The organism is Pseudomonas sp. R2-60-08W (assembly GCF_003852335.1).
In the GTDB taxonomy this organism is placed as follows: Bacteria; Pseudomonadota; Gammaproteobacteria; order Pseudomonadales; family Pseudomonadaceae; genus Aquipseudomonas.
This window is the reverse complement of sequence record NZ_CP027731.1, coordinates 2,953,404-2,978,783: the sequence shown is the minus strand read 5'-3', so window position 1 is coordinate 2,978,783 and position 25,380 is coordinate 2,953,404. Positions and strand designations below refer to the sequence as shown.

Annotated in this window: 18 protein-coding genes; 5 read left to right on the top strand and 13 right to left on the bottom strand. The window is 62.5% G+C overall.

The window, feature by feature from the left end; translation table 11 throughout:
* Positions 1-3: 3 nt before the first annotated feature.
* Positions 4-1,260, top strand: coding sequence for an EAL domain-containing response regulator (locus C4J90_RS13440; protein WP_124362852.1), 1,257 nt, complete (start codon positions 4-6; stop codon positions 1,258-1,260).
* A 111-nt stretch (positions 1,261-1,371) separates the two neighbouring features.
* On the top strand, positions 1,372-2,718 hold the full coding sequence (locus C4J90_RS13435) for a sodium:proton antiporter (protein WP_124414704.1): 1,347 nt from the start codon (positions 1,372-1,374) through the stop codon (positions 2,716-2,718).
* Positions 2,719-2,811: 93 nt separating this feature from the next.
* Here the strand turns inward: C4J90_RS13435 and C4J90_RS27105 are convergent, their stop codons facing one another.
* The 3 genes from C4J90_RS27105 to C4J90_RS13425 all read right to left on the bottom strand — a co-directional run bounded on the left by C4J90_RS27105 (position 2,812) and on the right by C4J90_RS13425 (position 3,803).
* Complete coding sequence (locus C4J90_RS27105; protein WP_256658857.1) at positions 2,812-2,946, bottom strand: hypothetical protein; 135 nt, start codon at positions 2,944-2,946, stop codon at positions 2,812-2,814.
* 11 nt (positions 2,947-2,957) lie between these two features.
* Positions 2,958-3,173 carry a hypothetical protein gene (locus C4J90_RS13430; protein ID WP_124420015.1) on the bottom strand — a complete coding sequence of 72 codons (216 nt, stop codon included), beginning with the start codon at positions 3,171-3,173 and terminating at the stop codon, positions 2,958-2,960.
* Between the two features lie 84 nt (positions 3,174-3,257).
* The gene (locus tag C4J90_RS13425; protein ID WP_124420014.1) at positions 3,258-3,803 is read right to left on the bottom strand and encodes a hypothetical protein; all 546 of its coding nucleotides are present in this window, start codon (positions 3,801-3,803) and stop codon (positions 3,258-3,260) included.
* 371 nt (positions 3,804-4,174) lie between these two features.
* On the opposite strand from C4J90_RS13425, the gene C4J90_RS13420 reads away from it, so the two are divergent.
* The gene (locus C4J90_RS13420) at positions 4,175-5,584 is read left to right on the top strand and encodes a circularly permuted type 2 ATP-grasp protein (RefSeq protein WP_124362848.1); all 1,410 of its coding nucleotides are present in this window, start codon (positions 4,175-4,177) and stop codon (positions 5,582-5,584) included.
* 2 nt (positions 5,585-5,586) lie between these two features.
* Complete coding sequence (locus tag C4J90_RS13415) at positions 5,587-6,537, top strand: alpha-E domain-containing protein (RefSeq protein WP_124362847.1); 951 nt, start codon at positions 5,587-5,589, stop codon at positions 6,535-6,537.
* Between the two features lie 114 nt (positions 6,538-6,651).
* Here the strand turns inward: C4J90_RS13415 and C4J90_RS13410 are convergent, their stop codons facing one another.
* Both C4J90_RS13410 and C4J90_RS13405 read right to left on the bottom strand, forming a co-directional pair.
* Positions 6,652-8,910, bottom strand: a complete 2,259-nt coding sequence (locus C4J90_RS13410; protein ID WP_124420013.1) for an ATP-dependent DNA helicase — start codon at positions 8,908-8,910, stop codon at positions 6,652-6,654.
* Positions 8,907-10,553, bottom strand: a complete 1,647-nt coding sequence (locus tag C4J90_RS13405) for a VRR-NUC domain-containing protein (protein ID WP_124414702.1) — start codon at positions 10,551-10,553, stop codon at positions 8,907-8,909. Before C4J90_RS13405 ends, C4J90_RS13410 begins: the two co-directional genes overlap by 4 nt.
* Positions 10,554-10,740: 187 nt before the next feature.
* Here C4J90_RS13405 and C4J90_RS13400 point away from each other — a divergent pair, with 187 nt between their 5' ends.
* Entirely contained in the window at positions 10,741-10,965 is a 225-nt protein-coding gene (locus C4J90_RS13400; RefSeq protein WP_057722473.1) for a YgdI/YgdR family lipoprotein, read from the top strand.
* 128 nt (positions 10,966-11,093) lie between these two features.
* Here C4J90_RS13400 and C4J90_RS13395 read toward each other — a convergent pair whose 3' ends face one another.
* From C4J90_RS13395 to C4J90_RS13360, 8 genes are all read right to left on the bottom strand, one after another.
* Positions 11,094-12,518 carry a lipase gene (locus C4J90_RS13395; protein WP_124420012.1) on the bottom strand — a complete coding sequence of 475 codons (1,425 nt, stop codon included), beginning with the start codon at positions 12,516-12,518 and terminating at the stop codon, positions 11,094-11,096.
* Between the two features lie 85 nt (positions 12,519-12,603).
* Positions 12,604-15,711 carry an autotransporter serine protease gene (locus C4J90_RS13390; protein ID WP_124420011.1) on the bottom strand — a complete coding sequence of 1,036 codons (3,108 nt, stop codon included), beginning with the start codon at positions 15,709-15,711 and terminating at the stop codon, positions 12,604-12,606.
* A 158-nt stretch (positions 15,712-15,869) separates the two neighbouring features.
* Positions 15,870-18,827, bottom strand: a complete 2,958-nt coding sequence (locus C4J90_RS13385; protein WP_124420010.1) for an autotransporter serine protease — start codon at positions 18,825-18,827, stop codon at positions 15,870-15,872.
* 32 nt (positions 18,828-18,859) lie between these two features.
* A complete protein-coding gene (locus C4J90_RS13380; protein WP_124420009.1) occupies positions 18,860-20,200 on the bottom strand; it encodes a TolC family outer membrane protein in 1,341 nt (446 codons plus the stop codon).
* A gap of 2 nt (positions 20,201-20,202) precedes the next feature.
* Positions 20,203-21,504 carry an HlyD family type I secretion periplasmic adaptor subunit gene (locus tag C4J90_RS13375; RefSeq protein WP_124420008.1) on the bottom strand — a complete coding sequence of 434 codons (1,302 nt, stop codon included), beginning with the start codon at positions 21,502-21,504 and terminating at the stop codon, positions 20,203-20,205.
* Positions 21,501-23,252, bottom strand: coding sequence for a type I secretion system permease/ATPase (locus C4J90_RS13370; RefSeq protein WP_124420007.1), 1,752 nt, complete (start codon positions 23,250-23,252; stop codon positions 21,501-21,503). The genes C4J90_RS13375 and C4J90_RS13370 overlap by 4 nt, the downstream gene beginning before the upstream one ends.
* A gap of 104 nt (positions 23,253-23,356) precedes the next feature.
* Positions 23,357-23,713, bottom strand: a complete 357-nt coding sequence (locus C4J90_RS13365) for a protease inhibitor Inh/omp19 family protein (RefSeq protein ID WP_124362837.1) — start codon at positions 23,711-23,713, stop codon at positions 23,357-23,359.
* A 47-nt stretch (positions 23,714-23,760) separates the two neighbouring features.
* The gene (locus C4J90_RS13360; protein ID WP_124362836.1) at positions 23,761-25,194 is read right to left on the bottom strand and encodes a serralysin family metalloprotease; all 1,434 of its coding nucleotides are present in this window, start codon (positions 25,192-25,194) and stop codon (positions 23,761-23,763) included.
* Positions 25,195-25,380: the final 186 nt, after the last annotated feature.

Here is a 25,380-nt window from a genome sequence, read left to right as displayed (position 1 = left end):
TCCATGGCCAGCCAACCCGCCACGCTGTTGATCGTTGACGACGAACCCCAGGTTCGCAAGCTGCTGGAAACCCTGCTGCAGCATGAGGGCTACCAGACCCTGAGCGCCGCCAGCGGTGAAGAAGCCCTGCTGTTGGTGGCGCAACAGCCGCCGGACCTGATCCTGCTGGACATCATGATGCCGGGCATGGACGGCTACGAAGTGGCCAGCCATTTGAAGGGTGATGAAACCACGGCCAGCATCCCGATCATCATGCTCTCGGCCCTGAGCGAGTCCAGCGCCCGCGTCAGTGGCCTGGAAACCGGCGCTGAGGAGTTCCTCAGCAAGCCGGTGGAGCGCGTCGAGTTATGGCTGCGGGTGCGCAACCTGCTGCGGCTCAAGGCCCGTGGCGACCAGTTGAAAAACCATAGCCTGTTGCTCGAGCAGCAACTGCAGCGGCAAACCGATCAGACCACCGGCATGAGCGTGCACGACCTGGCGCGCCAGGACCTGGAAAAGGACTTGCGCCTGGCGGTTGAGCAACAGGATTTCACCCTGCACTACCAGCCCAAGATCGAGTTGGCCGGTGGCCAGATATGCGCCCTGGAGGCGTTGCTGCGCTGGGAGCGCCCAGGCTATGGGCCAGTGTCTCCGGCGGTGTTCATTCCCATACTGGAGAGCATTGGCTTGATCGTGATTGTCGGGCGCTGGGTGATCGACAGCGTGTGCCGACAGATCGCGACCTGGCAACGCGGCGTTATCGGCGCTGTGGAAGTGTCGGTGAATGTCTCGGGTCACCAATTGATCGAAGGCGACCTGATTGCCGATATCGCCCATACCCTGGCCAGGACCGGGGTTCAGGCCCATTACCTGGAGGTCGAACTGACCGAAAGCTCGCTGATGGAGAACACTCAGCGCACCATCGCCAGCCTGCAGCGCCTGCGCGCCATGGGCGTGAAAATCTCCATCGATGACTTCGGCACCGGCTATTCAAGCCTGGCGTATCTGCGCCGTTTTCCCATCGACACCCTGAAGATCGACATCGCGTTCATCCGCGAAGTCACCACCAACCCACAGGATGCGGCCATCACCCGCACCATCATCGAACTGGCCCACAGCCTGAACCTGCGGGTGGTGGCCGAAGGCGTGGAAACCCAGGAGCAGTTGGCGTTTTTGAAGGAGGCCGGGTGTGACCAGATCCAGGGCTACCTGTTCAGCCGACCATTGCCGGCTTCCACCCTGGAGCGCCTGCTGCTGGAGCGCCTGGTACCCGCGCGTTGACCGATGACTCCGGCGCTCTTGATACTGCGGCTAGCAAGCGTCAAACCACATTGAACCTGTGTCCGGCCATGCCTCTCCAACCTGCATAGACCACGGCCGGATGCACGCTTGATGACGTTTATTTTATGGATGGCCGTACTCGGGGCTATTTTGCTGATATTGGCCCTCACCTCCTCCTACCTGCGCTGGATGCCGGTGACTACCTCGGCGGTGTGCCTGTTGCTGGGGGTCGCCATCGGCCCGATGGGCGCTAACCTGCTGCACCTGGACATCAAGGGCTCGGCCCGCTGGATGGAGCACCTGACTGAAGTTGCGGTGCTGTTTTCACTGTTCGTCAGCGGCTTGAAACTGCGCCTGCCCCTCAAGCATCGCACCTGGCGTATCGCCTTCGGCATGGCCGGGCCGGTGATGCTATTGACCATCTTCGGCGTGTGCCTGGCGTTGCACTATCTGTTGGCGTTGTCATGGGGCGCGTCATTGCTGGTCGGCGCCATGCTCGCACCGACTGACCCGGTGCTGGCCGGCCTGGTCCAGGTCAACAATGCCCAGGACGATGACCCGCTGCGTTTTGGCTTGTCCGGTGAAGCCGGGCTGAACGATGGCACGGCTTTTCCCTTTGTGATTTTCGCGCTGCTGTTCATGCAGCACGGCGGCTTCGACGGTGACTGGCTGGGTGGCTGGGTACTGAAGAACCTGCTGTGGGCGGTGCCGGCCGGCTTGTTGATTGGCTACTGGATGGGCCGGGGCATCGGGCGTGTGACCTTGCGCATGCGCATCGCCAATGCCGACAGCACCCTGTCGCCCAACGATTACCTGACCCTGGCCTTGATTGCCCTGGCCTACGTGGCGGCGCAAGCCGTGGGTGGCTATGGCTTCCTGGCAGTATTCGCCGCCGGGCTGGGGTTGCGCCAGGCCGAATTCAAATCCAGTGGCAAAGCGCAGACACCGTCCGAGCACCTGGCCCAACCCGTGGTCGGGCATCTGGAAGTGGCGCCGGAAAAAGCCTTGCACGGCGATGTCAGCGCGCTGGAAGACACGCAAATTGCCGCCGGGGTCATGATGGGCGACATGCTCGCGTTCGGCGGGCTGGTGGAGCGTTCGATGGAAGTGTTCCTGGTGACGGTGCTGGGGATCGTGCTGGCCAGTCATTGGGATTGGCGCGCTCTGCCGATAGCGGCGTTGTTGTTCTGCGTGATCCGGCCGCTGAGCGTATTGGCGATGCCCTGGGGACGCCTGATCGATCTTCGCCAACGCGGCTTGATGGGCTGGTTCGGCATTCGCGGGATCGGCAGTATCTTCTACCTGTTCTATGCCCTCAATCACGGCCTGATCGGCACCAGCAGCGCGGTAGCCGTGGACCTTACGGTGTCGGTGATAGCCTTGAGCATTGTCGTGCATGGCCTGAGCACTCAGCCGATGCTGGCGTGGTACGAGCGCCGTGCCGTGCAAAAAACGTGACGCCTGGCCGCTGTAATCGCGACGGGCGCAGGCCGGTGGGCAGCCCGAGCAAGACGTTTGCTGCAAGCTCGAGCCCCCTTGGCAGCCATCGGATCAGTCCTGCTCCTCGGTGTTGCCGACGTCCGCCGCTTCATCCAAGTCGTTGAGCGGCACTTCGGCATCGTCCATCAACGAACCTGGGTCTTCATTTCCAGGATCGTTGAGTTCTTCATCCAGTTCTTTTGACATAACTGTCTCCTCTAACCGCCTTGGGTGTCGATATCAGCATCGGTTTCAGGCTTGGGCTCGAGCGGCTCAGGCTTGAAGTCTGGACTGTAGTCGTTTTCCCTGGCCTTTGGGTCGCTTGCCGGCGCTGGATCTTTGGGCGCATCGGCGCCAGTGCTGGGGGCCGGCTCGCCACCGTCGATCGCTGGGTCGTTGCGGTTACTGGTTTGGGGATCGTTGTTTGTCGTCATGGCACACCTCTTACAGGCCTGTGGGGAATCTATACCCCGTAATGCTAAGGCGCCGCGTTACTGGATGAAGTTCCGTACGATTGCTCATCGCAACGGGTTGTCGACCTGGATGTAGAAGGCGTAGATGCCCAATACCAGCCAGAACCCCATGAATAACCAAGGCGCGCGCATGGAAAACAGCAGCGATTTGCGATAGCCCTTGTGGGTCGACTCCATTTCGGAAAACAACGGCGAGTCATCGTAGGCCATGCCCATCACCGGTTCACTGCGCAGCAGCTCGCTTTGCTTGTAGTGCCAGTGATCGATGATCTCGTAGGCGGCGCGTATGCCCGGCCAGGCGTTGAGTGAGCTGAGGATCCCCAGCGCGGCGAGAATGGCCGGCACCAGCAGGGTGAACAGCTTGCCCCACTCCGGGTTGAGATTGCCCATCCCGGAGACGAAGGCAATGACCAGAAATGACTGGGCGGTGAGGTAGGCGTCGGTGCGGTTGGCCAGGATGCTGGTTTCGTACTGGATCTCGCGACGATAGAAGTCGAGACGGTCCTTGGGCGAACCGAAGATCTTGGCGTTGTGCTCGCTGTGGTCGGTCAGGGCCGCTTTCGGGGTATTGGGCGAAATGATTCTGGGCACGACGAAGGGCTCCACAAGGTTTCAAGGCTTATTAGAAGAAGCGCGCCTGGGTGAAGTTCAAGTTTGTCGCGCACCAAATTGAAGCGTTGTGGCGCGGGCGCTTGCTTGCGCCGGGCGGCAATGGCCCTGCAACAGGACGTGCTGCGCACTCCAGCGGGAGAATCAGCGTGTCTCAGCGGTTCCGGCACACGCCTTGCTTAAACCATTCATCTGCCCACATTCAGGAGCATTCGTTACCCCCCGACCCAGAGCCGACCCCATAAGAAAGTAAGGACCAGGCCCGTTGGCACCCTCGACCACGGGCTCATAAAAAATGCGTTTAAAAGCGGCAGTGCCCCCCGCGCTCCCCTCGGCACTGACAAGGTACTGGAATGGCTCGATCTTTCTTTGACGAAATGAATGACGCGCAAGGCGTTTGCCGCGCGCACTACCAGGATTTCTCCCGCTGGCTGGCCAACACGCCGCCGGAACTGCTGGCCCAGCGACGCCGCGAAGCCGATTTGTTATTCCACCGCGCCGGGATCACCTTCACCCTCTATGGCGACGAACAGGACACCGAGCGCCTGATCCCCTTCGATATCATCCCGCGCAGCATCCCCGCCAGCGAATGGAGCGTGATCGAGCGTGGCTGCATCCAGCGGGTCAACGCGCTGAACATGTTCCTCGCCGACATCTACCACGACCAGCGCATCATCAAGGCCGGGATCATCCCGGCCGACCAGGTGCTGGGCAACGAGGGCTATCAACAGGCAATGGTCGGCCTCGACCTGCACCGGGGCATCTATTCGCATATTTCCGGGGTGGACCTGGTGCGCGACGGCGACGGCACCTACTACGTGCTCGAAGACAACCTGCGCACTCCCAGCGGCGTGAGCTACATGCTCGAAGACCGCAAGATGATGATGCGCCTGTTCCCGGAAGTGTTCGCCAAGCAGCGCATTGCGCCGGTCGACCACTACCCCAACCTGCTGCTCAAGACCCTGAAAAGCTCGAGCCGCCTGGACAACCCCAACGTGGTGGTGCTGACGCCGGGCCGCTTCAACAGCGCGTTTTTCGAACACGCCTTCCTCGCCCGGGAGATGGGGGTGGAGCTGGTGGAAGGCGCCGACCTGTTCGTCCACGACCTCAAGGTGTTCATGCGCACCACCGACGGCCCCAAGGCGGTGGACGTGATTTACCGGCGCATTGACGACGCGTTCCTCGACCCCGAGGCGTTCAATCCCGACTCGATGCTCGGCGTGCCCGGCCTGGTCGCGGCGTATTGCGCCGGGAACGTGGTGCTGGCCAACGCCATCGGCACCGGCGTGGCGGATGACAAGTCGATCTACCCCTATGTCCCGGCAATGATCCGCTTCTACCTGGATGAAGAGCCGGTGCTGCAAAACGTGCCGACCTTCCAGTGCCGCAAGCCGGAGGAGCTGTCCCATGTGCTGGCCAACCTTGAGCACCTGGTGGTCAAGGAAACCCAGGGCTCCGGCGGCTACGGCATGCTGGTCGGCCCGGCGTCCAGCGCCGCCGAGATCGAGGACTTCCGCCAGCGCATCAAGGCCCGGCCCCACGCCTACATTGCACAGCCGACCCTGAGCCTGTCGACCTGCCCGACCTTTGTCGAAAACGGCATCGCGCCACGGCATATCGACCTGCGCCCCTTTGTGCTGTCGGGCAAGGAAACGCGCCTGGTGCCCGGTGGCCTGACGCGCGTGGCGTTGCGTGAAGGCTCGCTGATCGTCAACTCGTCGCAAGGCGGCGGAACCAAGGACACCTGGGTGGTGGAGGGCTGAGTATGTTGAGTAGAACCGCCGCAGACTTGTACTGGATGTCCCGCTACCTGGAACGCGCCGAGAACCTGGCGCGCATGCTGGAAGTCAGCTATTCGCTGTCGTTGATGCCCCAGGCCGGGCGCAGCGATGGGCTGGATGAACTGGCGATGTCACTGCTCAGCAGCGGCACCCTGGACAGTTACCTGGAGCGCCACACGCAACTGGACGCCGAACGCATGCTGCATTTCTTCGCCCTGGATGAAGAAAACCCGGCGAGCATCTACAACTGCCTGCGCGCCGCCCGGAGCAACGCCCATGCGGTACGCGGACGCATCACCGCCGACATGTGGGAAAACCTCAACGCCACCTGGCTGGAAATGCGCAGCATCGCCGCCGGCGGCCTGGCGCGACACGGCATCAGCCACTTCTGTGACTGGGTCAAGCAACGCTCGCACCTGTTTCGCGGCGCCACCTCCGGCACCATCATGCGCAATGACGCCTATCGATTCATTCGCCTGGGCACCTTTGTCGAGCGCGCGGATAACACCCTGCGCCTGCTGGATGCGCGTTATGAGATGTTTGGTGAAGAGTCCGAAGAAGTCAGCGACCTGTCGGCACGCGGTTATTACCAGTGGAGCGCCCTGCTGCGCGCGTTATCGTCGTTCGAGGCGTATACCGAGTTGTACCCGAACGCCTTGAACGCACGCTCGGTGTCGGAGTTGCTCCTGCTGCGCAGTGATGTGCCGCGCTCGCTGCATGCGTGCATCGAGGAACTGAGCCATATCCTCGCCGACCTGCCCGGCAGCTACGGGCGCACGGCGCAGCGCCTGGCGGCGGAGTTCGAGGCGCGGCTCAGGTACACGGGCATCGATGAGATCCTGGAAGACGGGCTGCACACACGGCTGACGGACTTTATCGACAGCGTGCGCGAGTTGGCGCGATCGATACAAAGCTCCTATCTGGAAGTGGTCTAAGCCCCAATGTGGGAGGGGGCTTGCCCCCGATGGCGGTCTATCAGCCAGCTTATCTGTAGCTGACCCACCGCTATCGGGGGCAAGCCCCCTCCCACATGGACCGCAGTCCACCTGTCAAATATCAATCGACCACCACCTGGGCAACAACTGCCGCACCCGCGCCTCGCCAAAACGGTCATCGATCAACATCACCACCCCGCGGTCGTGCTGGCTGCGGATCACCCTCCCCGCCGCCTGCACGACTTTCTGGATACCGGGGTACAAATAGGTGTAGTCATACCCCGCGCCGAAGATCGCGCCCATGCGAACCTTCATCTGTTCATTCACCGGGTTGAGCTGCGGCAAGCCTAAGGTGGCGATAAACGCCCCGATCAGGCGCGCACCGGGCAAATCGATGCCCTCGCCAAAGGCGCCGCCCAGCACCGCAAAGCCGATGCCCTGGCTGTGTTGGGTGAACTGGTCCAGAAAAGCCTGGCGCTGCGCCTCGGCCATGCCCCGCGACTGCAACCACAGCGCAATCTGCGGATGACGCTCGGCCATCAGCTGCGCCACTTGTTGCAGGTAATCGAAGCTTGAGAAAAACGCCAGGTAGTTGCCGGGTTGCTCGGCAAATTGCCGGGCGATCAAGGCCACAATGGGTTCCAGCGACGCTTGGCGATGCACAAAGCGTGTGGAAATATGCTCGACAATGCTCACCCGCAATTGCTCGGCCTGGAACGGCGATTCGACGTCGACCCAGGCGGTGTTCGTCGGCAGCCCGAGCAGGTCGGCGTAATAGTGGCGTGGGCTCAGGGTTGCGGAAAACAGCACGCTGCTGCGCGCGGCGGTCAACCGGGGCCGGATGAATTCGGCCGGCACCACGTTGCGCAGGCACAGGGTCGAGCTGCTGCGCTTGCCGCTGAACGTGCGCTTGCTGATGTCGAAGATGAAGTGCTCATTGAACAGCTCGGCCACCTTGGCAAATTGCAGCGCCTCGAAGTAGAAGGCTTGCAGGTCGCCGTTGAGCGCTTCGGGATGCTCGTTGAAGTAATCGCCCATGGCGCTGGCACACAGGCTCAGGGCCTGGAGCAGCTTGTCGGGTTTGGCCGCGTAGGCCTGATACGGCGCGAGTTGGTCCTTGTGCAAGGCGTTCCACTCACGGTTCAGGCGCTGCAAGGGCTTTTTCAGCACCTCGGGCACACTCTCGCGCAGGGTCTTGAGGCTGTACTGATCGAGGCTGGCGCTGTACATCGAACGCGCGCGCTCGACCAGGTTATGGGCTTCGTCCACCAGCACCGCGACCCGCCATTGATTGAGCTGGGCCAAGCCGAAGAGCATCGCGCCAAAATCGAAATAGTAGTTGTAGTCGGCGACCACAACGTCGGTCCAGCGCGCCATTTCCTGGCTCAGGTAATACGGGCACACGTCGTGGGCCAGCGCCACCTCGCGCAGATTACGTTGATCAAGCAGTCGCATCCCGGACGCCGCCTGGCGCGCGGCGGGCAAGCGGTCGTAAAAGCCCTTGGCCAGCGGGCACGAATCGCCGTGGCAGGCTTTATCCGGGTGCTCGCACGCCTTGTCCCGCGCCACCAGTTCCAGCACGCGCAAAGGCAAGTCGGGGCTGCTGTCGTACAGCACCTGGGCGGCATCCAGCGCCAACTTGCGCCCAGGCGTCTTGGCGGTGAGGAAAAACACCGTGTCCAATTGCTGCGGTGCCAGGGCCTTGAGCAGCGGAAACAGCGTGCCGACGGTCTTGCCAATGCCGGTAGGTGCCTGGGCCATCAGGCAGCGGCCGGTACTCACCGCTTTGTACACCGATTCGGCCAGCGCGCGCTGGCCGCTGCGAAACGCGGCGTGGGGAAACGCCAGGCTCTGCGCGGCGCGGTTGCGCGCTTCACGGTGCTGCATCTGCTGGTGGGCCCAGTGCAGGAACAGCGCGCATTGCTGGTTGAAGAAATGTTCGAGGTCGGGCGCGGTAAAGCGTTGCTTGAGCAGGGTTTCGCCCTCGCCGACGATATCGAAGTACACCAGCGCCAGTTCGATGTCATCGAGCCCGAGCTTCTGGCACATCAACCAACCGTAGACCTTGACCTGGGCCCAATGCAGTTGCCGATGGTTGGCCGGCTGGGCCTGGAGGTCACCGCGATAGGTTTTTACTTCTTCGAGACGATTGCTGTCCGGGTCATAGCCGTCCGCCCTGCCGCGTACCTTGAGTTGCTGATACTCGCCTTCGAGCGCCACTTCGTTCTGATAGTGGGCGCTGCGCCGCGATGCCACCGTGCGATGGCCGACGATGCCTTCCTGGGCGCTGGGCGATGGGGTAAAGCGCAGGTCCAGGTCTCCGACCTTGGCCGTGAACTCACACAACGCCCGCACCGCGACGCTATAGCTCAAGCGGACTCTGCCCAGCGCACATAACAGACCGTGACCGGCATCTGGTACTCACCGCAGAATTCCAGCCAGCGCAGTTGGTTGTCCTGCAGGCGGTCGCCAGGCCCCTTGACCTCGATCATGCGGTAGGTTTTTTGCGCCGGCCAGAACTGGATCAAGTCGGGCATCCCGGTGCGGTTGGCGCGGATGTCCAGCAGCAGCCGCTCGAACCAGTAGCGCAAGTGTTCGGCAGGCAGGCACGTCAGCGCTTGCTCCAGCAGCTCTTCGCTGAGCAGGTTCCAGAACACAAAGGGCGATTGAATTCCCCATTTGTCCACATAGCGTTGGCGGATAGTGGTTTTGTAGCGCTCGTCGCGCAGTTGCTCGAAGCACGCGCTGAACAAGGCGGCGCGGCGTTGCTGGAAGTCTTCGCTGTGCAGGTCGGCCGGCCCGCGCTGGAACGGGTGGAAAAACGCGCCCGGCAGCGGCGCAAAAATCACATCCCAGCACAGCAGGCCGAACAGCGAATTGATCAGGCCATTTTCCACATAATGCACCGGCGCGTCCGGCTCGCTCAGATGGGCCTGCACGCAATATTCCACCGACATCAGCGGCTCGGGGAATGCCAAGGCGAGGTCCAGGCGCGTGAGGGGCCGCGGCTTGGCCTTCGCCACCTTCGGCTCACCCAGCTTGCGCCGCAGGCGCGGCACTACGCGCAGCAGGTGTTGCTGCTCGGCGGCGCTTTCCGGCGCCTGTTGCGCGGCGACAGCCAACGCCAGGGCGGGCGCATAAGCCTCCTGGCGCTCCAATACGCGGATCAATCGTGCGCGCGCGCCGGGATAGCTGCAGCCGCGATAGATCTGCTCGGCCAAGCCCAATTCGGCGCTGCGTTCACAGCATTGGCCGATCTGGAACAGCAACTTGGCGCGGCGTTTTTCCAGCCAGGGGTTGTCGGTGTGCAAGCTAGCGATGTGGGCCAACACCGTTTCCAGCGCCTCACCCGCCTCAAACGCTTGCTGGCACTGGTGCAGGAACACACAGCCCTCCACGTCGGCGCGGCTGCGCAACCCACGGGACTCGGCGCAGAACGGCACCTTCTCATAGGTGTAAATGCCCAGGTCCGCCAGCACGAACTCCGACCAGTCCTGGTAGAGGTTGCCGAAAAACATCAGGCGCAGGCGGTCGCACAGCTCCATCACGGTGAGGCTGTAGAGCACGTCCTGCAGTTCGGGGCACCAACGGGCAAAGCTGCGGCGTTCATTGAACCGCGCAGCCAATGGCGCCAGCCAGTCGGACTTCCTGGCGCTGGGCTGGTCGATCCAGGGCTTGAAGGCCATGAGCAGTTCGCCTTTTTGCAGCAAGCCGAACAGTTCATCAAAGCCCAACAGGCATTGATCATCGACCCAACCGCTCGCCAGCAGTGGCTGCATGGCCGCATGGGGGCAGCCGATTTCCAGGTAATCGAGCTTTGCTCCACGAAAATGCACACCCTTGCGCATGACCATGCGTACCAATAACGCCTGGGACGCTTGCGGCAACCTGTCGAATTGCTGAATGAACTGCAATTCGTCCGGGTCGAGCAAATCGGCGTAGCGCTGCTGCAACCCGATCAGCACTTGGCGGAAGTTGTGCAGGTAATACAAGGGGTCTTCAAGGGGGTGGGCCATGGCGCAGAGCAATCAACTACTGGTTATGCATACAGAGTGCCGTCGCAAACGCATTGTTGCAATCGGTAATAGATAAATGGCGCCTGCAACTTTTTGCAAAAAAGCGATCAGATGTGGGAGCTGATCGCGTAACATTTATGCCCCGCAGCCAGACGCTGCGGGGCTTTTCAAGGTAAAGGTAAGGGTAATGAACATGAAGAATTTGGGTCTGCCGCTGGTTGCACTCACTTTTCTGGTATTGGCCGGTTGCTCAACGCAAACCGTGGTGACGTTGCAAAACGGCACACAGTATTTGACCAAGGACACACCCAACGCCAAAACCGCCGACGGCTTCTATGAGTTCACCGATATCGCCGGCAAGCGCATCCGTATCAAGGCCGATGACGTGGCGACGGTGCGCAAGGAACAATAAAACTGTGGGAGGGGGCTTGCTCCCGATGGCGGTGGGTCAGCCAGCTTATGTGTAGCTGACCCACCGCTATCGGGAGCAAGTCGAATCGTCGCACCGCCCCTCCCACAGTTTTGACCGCGTTCCAATAGTTAGCCGATCACAATCCCCTCCCCCGACAAACTGCTCACACCCACCAGTGTCACCGAGTCGGCGCCGAAGCTGAGCACGGTATCGCCGCCTACCACCTTGGCGTGATCACGATAATCCGTGCTGCCCCCTACCCCGTCGAACACCAGCTTATCCGTCGCCTGATAGCCGATCACCCGGTCATTGCCAAACTGCCCGCTGAACAGAAAGGTGTTATGCCCGCTGCTGTCGCGAATCGTGTCGTTACCTTTGCCACCCTCGATAAAGTCTGCGCCCTTGCCGCCCTGGATCAGGTCGTTGCCGTGGCTGCCGATAATGAAGGTATTGCCCTGGTGCGCTTCGGCATTCCGGTTGAGGTCTTGCACCCAGGTGGTGGCCCGCGCCGGGTCGGACAGGTTGGCAACGATCACCGTGGAGTCGCGGGTCATCTGCTCGTAGAAACCGGAGTCGAGGATGCGCGTCATGCCGTCGCCATAGCCGGTGGGCAGGTGCGACACCCAGGTCGGCAGGTTGAGGATGGAAAACGGCAGCGCGTTCCATAGCGTCGACGCGTAGTGGTCGTTGAAGCTGACGATATTATCGGTACTGGACTCATGGGGCTTGTCGTGCACGCCAAACGACGACAGGTTGGAGGAGTAGCCATCCAGCGCACGGAATACCGGGTCATTTTCGTAGCCCACGTTCAGCACCTTGTCACCGGCACTCTGGGTCGGCGAGGCATAGGCCACGTAGTTGGAATCCTTGTAAAAGCTCGACCATTTGCTGTCGCTCAAGTCGGCCATGCTGTTGACCGCAAGCCCTCCCAGGCTGTGGCCGCTGACCACCACGTCGTGGCCGCTCAGGCCGTGGGCTCCGGCATACTCGGCGACGTTCTTGAGCAGGCCGCCGAAGGCTTCGCCGGCGTAGTTTTTTGCGTAGTCCTTGGGGCCGAGGGCGGCGAGCAGGTCGCTGACCAGGTCGCCGATAGAATCAGTGATCAAATGTTCACGCGGCCCGGACGTGCCGCGAAAACCGATACCGATCTCCAGCAACGTGCCCGCGTTATCGTACTTGCCCAGCACCTCGACCTGGGCCGTGGTGTAGCCTGGCTTTTCACCGAAAAAGGTACCCCGGGCATCAACCTTGCCGGTGTAGCCGAGGGTGCTGGCGCTGATGGGCGTCCAGCCGGCCTGTTGCACCGCCTCTAGCGCGGCTTTTTCCGAATCGGGGTTCCAGGGCAGACCGGGAATCACCCCCTGGGAATCGGTGCTGCCCAGCAACGCCCCGACCAGCGTGGCCGGCAGGCCCAAACCCAGGCCATTGTGCTGATACCCCACGGCGAAGCCGTTATCCAGGTTGTGGTAGGAATACAACGTGATCGCCATCGCATCGGCGAACAACGCTTTGGAGCCCTCGGTCCCGAGGTTTTTATAGTCAAAGATACCCATGGTATTGCCTCTCTGTTGTTGGATTTGTAGAGAAAGCGAAAACACCTGTCACCCCCTGACGGACTCCATCAGGGGGTGTGTAGCCTTAGAACGCCCAGTCCAGGCTCAAACCGACGCCGTGCACCTTCTCCTTGCTGGCCAGCAAACCGTTGTAATCGAAGTTCACCCGCGCATCCTTGCTCAACGCCAGGCTCACCCGCGCACCGACCAGTGCGGCATCACGCACCATCGGCGCGCTTTCCACCGCGAACGAAGGGCCACCCGAGGCAAACGCCAGGTGCTGCTCAGAGTCGGTGCTGCTCAAGTTGTGCTGCCAGCCCAGGGTGCCGGACACTTCCAGTTGCTGGTGATCGTTAACGTTGAAGGTTTTCAAGGCGCGTACACCCAGGGTGCTCAGCACCAGGTCGCGGCTGTCGTCGCCGCTTTTCAGCGCGGCGGCATCGCCCTTCTCGGTGAAGCCATCGGTGTCCAGGTGCACGTAGGCCAGGTTGGCGAACGGCTCCAGGGCCAGTGGTTGCAGGTTGACGCGGTATGCCGCCTCGGTGAATAGCTGGGTGCTGTGGGCATCGACCTTGGCTTTTTGCTTGCCGCTGACGTCACCGTATTGCAGGTCGCGCTTCACATCGGCACGGTGCCAGCTGTAGGTGGCACCGCCGCTCAGGCGCCAGGCGCCGATTTCATGCCCGGCATATGCGCCGAAGTGGTAGCTGTCGACCGACGCACGGCTATGGGTATCGCTGCCCATGTTCAACGAGGTATCGCTGTAGCCCGCCACCAGGCCGATGCGTGTCGCGTCGTCGAGGGCACCGTCGACACCGGCCAGCATGCCGCCGATAGAGGTGGTGTAGCCCGCAGTGTCGTTGCGGCTGTTGGTCTTGCCCCATGCACCCAGCGCCTTGACCCACACGTTGCCACGGCTGTCGATGGCCTGGCTGGTCGCGCCCATTTCACCGTTGCGCAGGCGCTCACCGACCGCTTCGCGTACGTAGCGGCTGTCATTGACCAACGCCGTTTCCAACGCCGGATAGACTTCGCCGCTCAGTTGCTGGAACGCGCCTTGTGCCGAAGCCGCGGTCGGTGCGAGCAGCAAGCTTTCATACACCCCGTTGCCCGCGCCCAATTGCTCGGCGGCGGCGGCGACGGCGCGTTGGTTCGGTGTGGCGGCCACACTGGCGAAGCTGTTGGTGCGTGCCACGTCCAGCTGCACACCATTGGCCGCGTAGTTCAAGGTGCCGCCGATGAACAGGTAGTCAGGCAGTACCGCACCAAAGCTGCCAGTGACGCCACCGGCGGCTTGCAGAATGTTGTACTGGCGGCCGATCAAGCTTTGCGCCTGGGTCGCGCTCAACAGGGTCGGGCTGTTTTCCAGGGCCAGGGTCACGGTGCCGCCGTTCAGCGTGGCGGTGCCGCCGGCAACGATACGGTCGCTGCTGGTGGGCGACAATTCCACCGCGTAAGTCGAGCCCGGTTCGAAGGTGACATTGCCCGCCACGTTCAGCGTGCCAATGGAGTTGCCCGGCGCCACGGTGCCGCCGCTGTTTGCGCTCAGCGAGCCGATGCGCCCGGAGCCACCGACGATGCCGCTCTGGCTGACGGTCACGTCGGAGGTAACCGAGCCGTTGATCGCCAACAAGCCTTGGTTAACCAGGGTCGGGCCGCTGTAGGTGTTGGCGCCGGTCAGCACCAGGGTGCCAATGCCCTGCTTGGTCAGGCCGCCATGCCCGGCGATGTCGTTGCTCCACACATCCAGCCCGCAATGCACGTCGTTGCACACGCGCTGGGTCGGTTTGCCGGCATCCACCACCGCGCCGATACCCGGCAAGTCCGCGACGAACTGGCCAGTGCCATAGGCGCCGTCGATGCGAAACTCAGCCGGAATATCCTCGGCGGTAATGAACATCCCCGGGCCATTGACCGCCTTGCCCAGGTTGATCATGCCCCAGCCGTACAGCGAATCGATGCCTGGCGCGCCAAGGTCGGTGGCGGTGGTCTTGAGCAGCGTGGAGATCTGGTCGCCACTCATGTACGGGAAGCGCTCCATCAGCACCGCCGCACTGCCGGCCACGTGGGGCGCGGCCATGGAGGTGCCGTTGAAGTTGGCGTAGTCAGTGGTGAGGTTGTCCAGATTGGTGCCGTTGATGATCGAACTGAAAATCTTGGTGCCCGGTGCCGACACGCAGAAACTCGCCGCATAGCCGCAGCGCGAAGAGAAGGTGCTGATCACGTACGGGTTGGCACTGCTGGTGTCCGGGTTCTGCTGCAGGGCCGCCACCGACAGCCAGTTCGGTGCAATCTCGGGTACGAAGTACGCCAGGCCCGAAATCGCATCCGGGTTGTTGCGGTTGTAATCGTTACCAGCGGCAAAGATGGTCAGCACACCGCTGCGCGCGGCGTCGATCGCACCTTGATAGGCACCACCGGCAATCGTGCCGAGAATCGGCCGAATGGTGTTGAATTGCGCCTGGGCTTCATTGACCGTGAAGTTCGGAAAGGCAGGATCGCGGCCGCCCTTGGCGTACTGATCACCGATGCCGATGCCCCAACTGTTGTTGATGATCCGCGCGCCACTGGCCACCAGTGCATCCCAACCGGCTTTGTACACCGCACCATCGTTGCCCAGGATGATCCCGTCTTCCGGGCCTGGGTCACCGTTTTCGGCGCTGATGATCTGCGCGTCGAACGCCACGCCATGCATCGGCCCGCCGTCGCGGTTACCGGCTGCAATGCCGCCGACATGGGTGCCGTGGTTGCCCAGCTTGCCGTTTGAGCCCAGGGACGGCGTGCCGTCATAGCGAAACGCATCACCGGCCTTCACCGGGATATACGGGTCGGTGTATTGGCGGATGCCCTCGGTGACGATCGTCACCACTTTGTTGGGGCTGGCGAATTCCGGGTGCTGGGCGTACACCGGCTGGTCGAAGATGCCCAGCTTGACGCCCTTGCCGGTGTAGCCCGCCGCATACGCGGTGTCGGCATGTACTGCGCCCAGGCCCCAATCGGCCTTGAACTCATTGCTGCGCCAACTGGCGGCGTCGCCCAGCTTGCCGGTTTCCACATAGGGTGCGGCCTGGGCGGTCCCCAGGCTTGCCAGGCAACACAACAACGCGCCGTATGGCACGCTGCTCAAGGCCTTGAGCGGATAGCCCGGGCCGGTGGGGATGGCGGTAGTTAACCCTGACTTGCGTTTTTTCACGGTGACCTTCCTTAGTTTTCTTGTTGCCAGTATGTGAACCACTTCCAAGGTGGGAGGGGGCTTGCTCCCGATGAGGGTGGATCAGTCAGTACATTCGGTGGCTGACACTCCGCCATCGGGAGCAAGCCCCCTCCCACAGTTGAACTGCGGTGTTCCCCCTAGAACTGCCAGTTCAGGCTCAGCCCCACGCCCTGGGTTTTCTCGCGCCCACCCAATTGGCCGTTGTAATCCAGGTTGACCCGCGTCGACGGGCTCAGCGCCAGGCTCGCCTGCACGCCCACCAGGGCCGCATCGCGCAGCAACGGCGCGCTGCGCACGGCGAATGAAGGGCCACCTGCGACAAACGCCAGGTGTTCTTCGGATTCGACGGCGGTGAGGCTGTGTTGCCAGCCCAGGGAGCCCGACAGCTCAAGCTGCTGGTGGTCGTTCAACGCCAGGGTTTTCAACGCCCGCAGGCCCAGGGTGCCGAGCACCGCATCACGTCGATCACTGCCACGTTCCAGGGCCGCTGCGGCGCCTTTTTCGTGGAACGACTCACTGTCCAGATGCACGTAGGCCAGGTTGGCAAACGGCTCCAGTGCCAGCGGTTGCAGGTGAATGCGGTAGGCGGCTTCGGTGAACAACTGCGCGGTGCGCGCATCCAGCTTGGTTTTCTGCTTGCCGCTGACCTCGCCGTATTGCAGGTCACGTTTCACATCGCCGCGATGCCAGCTGTAGGCACCGCCGACGCTCACCCGCCAGGCGCCCAGCTCGCGCCCGGCATAGGCGCCGAAGTGGTAGCTGTCGATGGACGCCGATGAGTGCGTGCCGCTGCCCAGGCTCAAGGAGCTGTCGCTGTAGCCAGCGACCACGCCGATGCGGGTCTGTTCGTCAAGTGCGCCGTCGACCCCGGCCAGCAAGCCGCCGATGGAGGTGGTGGCGCCCGCCGTTTCACTGCGAGTGTCCGACTTGCCCCAGGCGCCCAGGGCCTTGAGCCACAGGTTGCTTTCACCGGCCACCGGCACATGGCGCAGACGTTCGCCTACCGCGTCACGCAGTTGGCGGCTGTCGTTGATCAACATCGCGTCCACGGCCGGGTAGATTTCACCGGACAGCTGCTGCAAGCCCTGCTGCGCCGTCGCAACCGAGTCCGACTGCAGCAGGCTTTCATACACCGGGTTGCCGGCGCCCAATTGCTCGGCGGCCGTGGCGACGGCGCGCTGGTTACGGGTGGCGCCGACGCTGGCAAAGCTGGCGTCATTGCGCCCGACCGCCAGTTGCACGCCGTTGGCGGCATAGTCGAGGGTGCCGCCGAGGAACAGGTAGTTCGGCAGCACTTGGCCGAACTGGCCCTGGATACCGCCGGCCGCTTCAAGGATCGAGTATTGGCGACCGATCAGGCTCTGGGCCTGGCTCTGGCTCAATAGCGTCGGGCTGTTTTCCAGGGCCAGGGTCACTGTGCCGCCGCCGAGCACGGCCTTGCCGCCGGCGACAATGCGGTCGCTGCTGGTCGGGGTCAGTTCGACCGCGTAGGTAGAGCCTGCGCCCAGGTTCACATCCCCCGCCACCTGCAATGTGCCCACTGAATTGCCCGGCGCGACACGCCCGCCGTTGTTGACCGACAGCGCGCCGATACGCCCGGAACCGCCCAAGGTGGCGCTGTTATTGACGGTGACGGCCGAGGTCAACGAGCCGTTCACGGCCAGCAGGCCGCCGTTGACGGTGGTTGCGCCGCGATAGGTGCTGTCGCCGCTGAGCACCAGGCTACCCGCGCCGGATTTGATCAGGCTGCCTTCGTACACGCGATTCGCTGCAGCTTGATCGCGCGCGTTTCCAACGGCGTAGTCGGTCTGGTCCTGCTGGCTGGCCGTGGCGCCCACGCCGTTTTGCCAACCCTTATCGAGCAGGGTCTGCTGCCAGGCAATGTGCTCGGCGCGGTCTTCTGCCTGACGCTGGAGCAATGCCTGGTCAGACATGCCGTTGCTCCATACATCGCCCTGCCCGGCTGCCAGGTTCACGTCCATCGCACCGAGCAACTGCCCCGGCCCGTGCATCGCCCGGCCCAGGTCCGGTACGCCCCAGCCGACGATGGCGTTGGGTGCTTGGGTGATCGAGCCGTCGAGCTGGGTGGCGGTGGTCAACAGCACCTGCAGCGCCTGCTCGTTGGTCATGTAGGGATAGCGTTCCATCACCAGCGCCAACGCGCCGGTGGCATGGGGCGCCGACATCGAGGTGCCGGATTTCACACCATAACCGCCGTCCGGGATGGTGCTGTTAATCAGCGCACCGGGCGTGGAAATACACCAGTATTTGGCGATGCCGCACTTGTTGTACTTCTGGTTGTTGGCTTTATCCAGCCCCGACACCGCCAGCCAGTGGCCTTCCAGTTCCGGCTGAAAGTACGGCAACGCCGAGCGCACGCTGGCGTTCGCGTAACCGCTGTTGCCGGCGCTGAACACGTTGATCACGCCGGCCTTGGCCACATCCGCCGCCGCATCCAGCCAGGTGCCGCGGTTGTAGTGCTGGGCGTAGGCCGCGTGCAGGTCGTCCAGGGTCTGGTAGCTGACGTCCTTGGGCTGGCTGCCCCAGCTGTTGTTGATGGCGCGCACGCCGGAATCCACCAGAGCGGTGTACACCGTCTTGAAATACTTGGGGTCCGGGGTGGGGCCAAACAGGAAGCTGTCGTTGGCGTTGGTGTTGCCGACATACACCTGCGCGTTATACGCCACGCCGTGCATGCCCACGCCGTCGCGGGCCGCGCCCATGGTGCCGGTGACGTGGGTGCCGTGGGAGTCGTTGTTCGGGTTGAGCGCGCCGGTAGTGCTGAAGGCGCTGCCATCGACGTAGGTGCCGCTGGCGGTGACCGGGTGGAAACGGTCTTTGGCCGCCTCGGGGTGATTGGTATCGAAACCCGAGTCCAGCGCACCGATTTTCACGCCATTGCCGCTGATCCCGGCGGCATAGGCTTCATCCGCCTTCATGCGCCCCAGGCCCCAGTCGCTCTGGAACTCGGCGGAACGCCAGCTGGCGGGATCACCCGGCTGGCCGGTTTCGGCGTATTGCGCCTGTGCCGCAACGGACAACAGCAGCAATGAGCCTGCGGTGAAAGGTTTGAAACGTGGTGAATCCGTGATCATCCGTACACTCCTGTTTATTGTTATTGCCGCCCTTACAGCTTTCTCTCCGGGCCGAAGGCTTCATCCACCTTGGCCAGGTCGGTGTCACGCAAGTTGCCCGCGTAGTAGTGCAATTTGGTCCAGGCCATCAGGTAGTCGTACCGCGCCTGGGCGAGGTCGCGGCGGGTGCTGTAGAGCTGCTGCTCGGCATTCAATGCATCAAGGTTGACCCGCTCGCCGCCCAGGATGCTGTGCTTGGTCGACACCACCAGCGCCTCGGCGGAAGCCAGGGCTTTTTGATAGGCGCGCAGCTTGCTCACCCCCGACAGGCACGCGCTGAACTGGCGGCGCAGTTCGATCAGGGTTTCGCGGGTCTTGCCTTCCAGCTCGTACTCGGCCTGTTCCATGGCGCGGCTGGCCTGGCGCGTGGACGCCGAGATGCCGCCACCGGCATACAGCGGCACGCTGACTTCGACGCCGATGGTGTTGGTGTCGTAGCGCTGGTTATAGGTGTTGCCGCTGTCGGACTCCTGCTTGCGCGAACTGGCGTACGCAGTGACCTTGGGCAAATGCCCGGCGCGGTTGCGCTCCACTTCATAGCGCGCCACTTCCAGGGCCTGGCGCTGGGAGGCGAGCGTCGGGTTGTTGCTGATCGCCAGTTCATGCCAGGTGTCATAGTTGGCCGGGGTCAGGGTGAAGGCGGCGAAGCCCTGATTCAGCGGGGCCAGGTCGTTGATGTTGACGCTTTGCACACCGATCAACGCACCCAGCTCGCGCAGGGACGCATCCTGCTCATCCAGGGCCTGGATCTCTTCGGCGGTGGCCAGCTCATAACGCGATTCCGCCTCGAGGATGTCGGTGCGGGTGCCCTCGCCTTGCTGGAACAGGTGCTGGTTCTGTTGGAACTGTTGCTCGAAGGCTTTCTTCTTGGCGCGGGCGATGTCGATCTGGTCCTGGGCGAACAGCGCCTGGGTGTAGTAGCTCAACACCCGCACCAGCAACGCCTGGCTCTTGTCGCGAAAGCTTTCATCGGCAAACAGCGACTGGGCCACGCCCTTGCGGTAGTTGGCATAGGCTTCGTAGTCGAACAGCGGCTGTTGCAGGCTGAAGGTGGAGCCGTAGCTGTTGTAGTTGCGGTCGTCGCGATAGCTGCCACCGCGCCCATCGGGCAGGTGCGCCTCGGAATTGTTGCGGCCCTTGTTGTAGTTGTACGACAGCCTGGGCAACAAGCCGGCGCGGCCGATGGTGCGGTTTTCCAGGCCGGCGTCGCGCTCCTTGATCGCGCCAAGGAACACCGGGTCATTGCGCAGGGCTTGCTCGTACACATCGAACGGGCCCATGGCGGCGTGCGCGCTGGCACAGCTGAAGAGCAAGGCGATGAACACAGGTTTCATGCTCATTCCTCGGTCAACGCGGAGCCGGCGCGATCGAGCAGCGGCTTGAACAGGTAATTGAGCAACGAGCGCTCGCCGGTGCGCACGAACATCTCGGCGGGCATGCCCGGCTTGATCACCAGGCCGTGGAGTTTTTCCAGCGCCGCCTCGCTGACCGTGGTGCGCAGCACGTAATAGGGCGCGCCGGTCTTTTCATCGAGCATCTGGTCAGCGGAAATCAGGCTCACCTCCCCCGGCACCCGTGGGGTGCGGCTCTGGTTGAAGGCGGTGAAGAGGATGTCCACCGGCAAGTGCGTGCCGACCTTGTCCACCAGGTGCACCGGCAAGTGCCCTTCCACTTCCAGGCGCGTGCCTTGGGGCACGACCTCCAGCAAGGTTTCACCGGCCCGCACCACGGCGCCTTCGGTGTGCACGCCAAGGTTGACCGCGATGCCATCGGCCGGCGCGTTGATTTCGCTGTGCTGCAGGTCGAACCCGGCGGAGGTCAGTTGCTGCTCCAGGGTCAGGCTGCGCAGTTGCGCATCGGCCAGTTGGCTGCGCACTTCCTTCTGATATTCCTCGCTGTGCTGCTGCAATTTGAGGCGCGATTCAACAATGCCCTGCTCGACGCGGCCAGTCTCGCCGGCGTTTTGCGCCAGGTCCTGCTGCACCTGGGACAACTGGCGCTGATAGTCCATCAGGCGGTTGCGCGGGATGTAGCCATTGTCGGCCAGGGGTTGCAGGTTGCTCAGTTGCTCACGCAGGGATTGCGCCTGGGCGCTCAAGTCACTGCGGGCGCGGCGCATGCCGCCCAACTGCGAGGTGGCGCCATCGATGCTTGCACGGATGCCGGCCTGCTCACGGGCAAAGGCTTCGCGCCGACTGCTGAACAGTTGGCGTTGGCCTTCGAGCACCAGCGCCAGGGCCGGGTCGGGGTTGGCGCTCAGTTCGGCCGGAAAGCGCACACCTGGCAGGTTGTCACGTTCGCTCTGCCAGCGCGCAGCGCTGGCCCAGGCCATGCGGTACTGGGCTTGCAGCGACTGCACGTCGGCCTGGTGCTGGGTCTGGTCGAGGCGAAACAGCGGCTGGCCCTGCTTCACGGCCTCGCCTTCGCGCACCAGAATCCGGCTGACCACGCCGGGGCTGAGGGTTTGCACGGCCTTGCGCTTGCCCGACACCACCACCGTGCCCTGCACCGGAATGCCTTGATCCAGCGGCGCCAGGCTGGCCCAGAGGAAAAAACCGCCGGCGCCGACAACGGTCAGCAGCCAGCCCATGCGGACGAAGAAACGTGCGTCGTGTTGTTCAACTATAAGGCTGCTCATGCGCCTGGATTCCTTCCGGCCTGATACTGGCGACTAAAGCTGACGCCGGTTTTTTCCTTCGGTGCCTCTTGCTGCCCGGACAACGCGCGCAGCACTTCCTGACTGGGTCCGAAGGCCTGCAACTGGCCTTCGTTGAGGATCAGCAACTTGTCAGCCTGAGCCAATGCGGACGAACGGTGCGTCACCAGCACCACGCTGCTGCCCTGGGCCTTCATCTGCACAATGGCGCTGGCCAACGCCGCTTCGCCGACGGTGTCGAGATTGGAGTTGGGCTCATCCAGCACGATCAGGCGCGGGCCGCCATACAGTGCGCGGGCCAGGGCCACGCGTTGCTTCTGCCCGCCGGACAGGCCGCCGCCGTTGTCGCCCAGCAGGGTGTCGTAGCCTTGGGGCAGGCGCAGGATCAACTCGTGCACCCCGGCCTGTTGCGCCGCCGTCACCACAAGCTGCGGGTCGGCCAGGCGAAAGCGTGCGATGTTGTCGGCGATGCTGCCGCTGAACAGTTCGATGTCCTGGGGCAAGTAGCCGATATGCGGGCCGAGGTCGTCGCGGTCCCAGCGGTGAATATCCGCGCCGTCCAGGCGCACGGTGCCGGCCAGGGTCGGCCACACGCCTACCAGTACGCGGGCCAGGGTGGATTTACCGGAACCCGAGGCGCCGAGCACGCCCAGCACTTCACCGGCGCCGAGGTTGAAGTTGACGTGGTGCAGGGTCGCCAGGCGCCGACCCGGCGGGCCGGCGCTGACCTGCTCGAAGCTGACCTGGCCGTTGGGCGCCGGCAAGGCCATCTGCTCGGCCTCCGGTGGGAATTCGCGCAGCAGCTCGTCGAGGCGCTGGTAGGCCAGCTTGGCCGAACTCCATTGCTTCCACACGGCGATCAACTGGTCGATGGGGCTGAGTACCCGGCCCATCAGGATGGAACCGGCGATCATCATCCCGGCGGTCATATCGCCTTTGATCACCAGCAGCGCACCGAGGCCCAACACCAAGGATTGCAGGCAAAGGCGCAGGGACTTGCTCAGGGAGGTGATCACCGAACCGGTGTCGCTGGCCTTGTTCTGCAAGCCGAGGACCTGCGAATGCACCGCGAACCAGCGCTGGCGCAGCGCGCCGAGCATGCCCATGGCCTGGATGGTTTCGGCATTGTGCAAATGGCTGGTGGCCAACTGAGTCGACTGTTGGGAATAACCGCTGGCTTCGCCCAGGGGCTTTTTGGTCAGATATTCGTTGAGGCAGGCCAGTGCAATCAAAAGCACCGCGCCGGCCGTGGCCAACACGCCGAGCCACAGGTTGAACAGGAAAATCACGAACAGGTAGATGGGAAACCACGGCGCATCGAAAAACGCGAATAACGCAGGCCCGGTAATGAACTGGCGAATATGGGTCAGGTCGCCCAGGGACTGCCCGGCGTGCCCCTGCCCACGTTGCAGGTTGCGTTCGAATGCGGCTTTGTACACGCGCAAGTTGAACCGCCGCTCCAACTGGGCGCCGATGCGGATCACGATAAAACTGCGGATAACTTCCAGCAGGCCTATAAAGGCAAAGAACCCCACGACCATCAACGTCAACATCACCAGGGTGGTTTCATTCTGGGAGGACAGCACGCGGTCGTACACTTGCAGCATGTAAATCGAGGGCACCAGCATCAACAGGTTAATCAGCGCGGTAAAACAGCCAACGCTGATCAAGATGCTCTTGTATTCACCCAGCGCCTTGAACAAGGGTGCAACGGTATGGGGCTTGGCCATATCTTCTTATCTTCCATGAACCCAAAGTACGCGCACTAGTTGCCCTACCCCCTGAATAGCGGGCGGCCAACTAATAAATGAAGTTATAAGCTTATAACCTGAAACTAAGGTGTACGTTGCAGCACCACGATGGCTCCAGATTTAGTGCGGGCCTGATATTCGCCTTCCTTCTGGCGATTCAAGTGCGTAATGCCACTGCCTTCGGCATTCATCAGCCAGATGCCGTCCGGCGTCGGCGACCACGTCAGCGGTTTATCGCCCAGCCATTGCGCGGCACACGCCACATCGCCCCCCAGGCTGTTGGGCTGCTCGAGCAGGTCCAGCGCACACACCTGGTCATCCTGGTGCAACTGCCAATGCCCCGCCAACTGTGCGGTAGTGGGTAAAACAAGACTGCTCGCCATTGCATGGGCTCCTGCCGACACGATCAATAGGGTGACCCCTTTGGAAAAACGCTGCATTGCCTGGCTCCATCCTGGAGCGCGGCGCCGGAGCGCCGCGCTTTGCATCACGCCACGATGTCGCTGGCAGCTGCCTGGCCAACGGTGGTGACGAGGAAATCCGCCACGCCGTGCCCGGAGAAGTCCACGGCCAACGTACCCAGGTTGGTACCTGATGCGTAGGACAGCACCGCGTCGCCGGCATGCCCGGTAAACGCGTTGACGAAGCTCACGCCCGCGCCTTTGGTGATACCGGACAGGTCGATCTTGTCGGAACCTGAGGTGAAGTCAAAGATCTTGTCCGCCGCTCCTGGCTTGGAATCGGACACGGCACCGAACACAAAGGTGTCGCTGCCGGCGCCGCCCCACAGTTGGTCCGCACCGCCGCCACCGTAGATGAGGTCGTTGCCGGCCCCGCCCTTGATGAGGTTGGCGGCCTGGTTACCAATGATCAGGTCGTTGCCCGCGCCACCGAAGGCGTTCTCGACCGTCACGCCCTTGGCGATGGAAACGTTGCCCACCAGGCCGCCGACATCGGAGAACGAGGCTGCATTGAGGTTGATCTTCTGGTTTTGCGTGAAGCCGGAGAAGTCCAGGGTGTCATTGCCACCACCGTCCCATACCGAGAACACCAGCTTGTCGGCATTGGACGTGGCGCTGAGGAAATCACGCCCGGTGTTGGAGTTGAAACCGTAGGTCGTGTCACCGGCGCGGGTATTGAGGTTGGCACCGTAGAGCTTCTGGATCGCGGCAATATCGTCGATCAGCGGACCGGAAGCGTAAGCCTCGACCCCGCCTTTGCTGAAGTTCTGGTTGGTGTTGCTCTCGCTCCAGTAACTCATGACGCTATAGCCACGCGTGTCCTGTCCATAGGTCGCGTCGTTATAGGTCGGGTTGCCATTCCCGGCGTTGTAGTCGCCAGGGTGAGCCAGGCCCAGGGTGTGGCCGATTTCGTGGGTCAGGGTCTGCCGGCCATAGTTGTTCAGGTCCGGGGTCTTGTTCGGCGTGTAGCTGTTGTTGGTCAGGTACCACGAGGTGCCGTCGTAGCCTGCACCGGTGCCGGGCAGGTAGGCGAAAGCCGCCGCGCCATCCTGGCCGCCGCTGTAGTTGCCGAAGGTCATGTGTGCGTCACCGCCGGAAGCCTTTTCGGTAAAGGTCACGTTGGCAACATCCGACCAGGATTGCATGGCCAGTGCGGCCTGCGCTTTCTGCTGGGCGTTGAATTGGCTGAAGCCCGAGATGCCATGTTTGTTCATGGTGCTCGAGGATGCCGAGGTGAGAAAGGTATAGGTCAGATCGATCTTGCCGTTGCCATCAAAGTCCCGGTACGCGGCGCCGTCCCGCAACAGCTGGGTGGCTGCCTGGTCCACGCTGTAGGACGGTTTGCCATTGACCGTCAGGTTGCCGCCACGGTCATACAAATGGCTGAAGCTATCGATTTGCGAGTAAGCAGTGCTGGCTTGCGCGGCAGATACAATAGCCTTGTCTTTTACTTTTGACATAAACGTACTTCCTTGTTTGCAAGTGCATCAGTCTTTGTTCGATAGGAACCTCGCGGGCGAGGATAGTCCTATCACTCACCTCTTTTGAAGGCGTAAGAAAACTGACACAATTTGAAATCTTTCGTCTACACATATTTCAGCAGGGAAAAGCTGCCCCAGATGCAACTTGAGGAAGTCGTGCGTAGC

Excerpts from the sequence above, each read along its gene's own strand:
- C4J90_RS13380 (WP_124420009.1), bottom strand. The coding sequence starts at position 20,200 with ATGAAACCTGTGTTCATCGCCTTGCTCTTCAGCTGTGCCAGCGCGCAC.
- C4J90_RS13360 (WP_124362836.1), bottom strand. The coding sequence starts at position 25,194 with ATGTCAAAAGTAAAAGACAAGGCTATTGTATCTGCCGCGCAAGCCAGC.
- C4J90_RS27105 (WP_256658857.1), bottom strand. The coding sequence starts at position 2,946 with ATGTCAAAAGAACTGGATGAAGAACTCAACGATCCTGGAAATGAAGAC.
- C4J90_RS13415 (WP_124362847.1), top strand. The coding sequence starts at position 5,587 with ATGTTGAGTAGAACCGCCGCAGACTTGTACTGGATGTCCCGCTACCTG.
- C4J90_RS13400 (WP_057722473.1), top strand. The coding sequence starts at position 10,741 with ATGAACATGAAGAATTTGGGTCTGCCGCTGGTTGCACTCACTTTTCTG.
- C4J90_RS13440 (WP_124362852.1), top strand. The coding sequence starts at position 4 with ATGGCCAGCCAACCCGCCACGCTGTTGATCGTTGACGACGAACCCCAG.
- C4J90_RS13395 (WP_124420012.1), bottom strand. The coding sequence starts at position 12,518 with ATGGGTATCTTTGACTATAAAAACCTCGGGACCGAGGGCTCCAAAGCG.
- C4J90_RS13370 (WP_124420007.1), bottom strand. The coding sequence starts at position 23,252 with ATGGCCAAGCCCCATACCGTTGCACCCTTGTTCAAGGCGCTGGGTGAA.
- C4J90_RS13375 (WP_124420008.1), bottom strand. The coding sequence starts at position 21,504 with ATGAGCAGCCTTATAGTTGAACAACACGACGCACGTTTCTTCGTCCGC.
- C4J90_RS13385 (WP_124420010.1), bottom strand. The coding sequence starts at position 18,827 with ATGATCACGGATTCACCACGTTTCAAACCTTTCACCGCAGGCTCATTG.
- C4J90_RS13430 (WP_124420015.1), bottom strand. The coding sequence starts at position 3,173 with ATGACGACAAACAACGATCCCCAAACCAGTAACCGCAACGACCCAGCG.
- C4J90_RS13420 (WP_124362848.1), top strand. The coding sequence starts at position 4,175 with ATGGCTCGATCTTTCTTTGACGAAATGAATGACGCGCAAGGCGTTTGC.
- C4J90_RS13435 (WP_124414704.1), top strand. The coding sequence starts at position 1,372 with ATGACGTTTATTTTATGGATGGCCGTACTCGGGGCTATTTTGCTGATA.
- C4J90_RS13365 (WP_124362837.1), bottom strand. The coding sequence starts at position 23,713 with ATGCAGCGTTTTTCCAAAGGGGTCACCCTATTGATCGTGTCGGCAGGA.
- C4J90_RS13405 (WP_124414702.1), bottom strand. The coding sequence starts at position 10,553 with ATGGCCCACCCCCTTGAAGACCCCTTGTATTACCTGCACAACTTCCGC.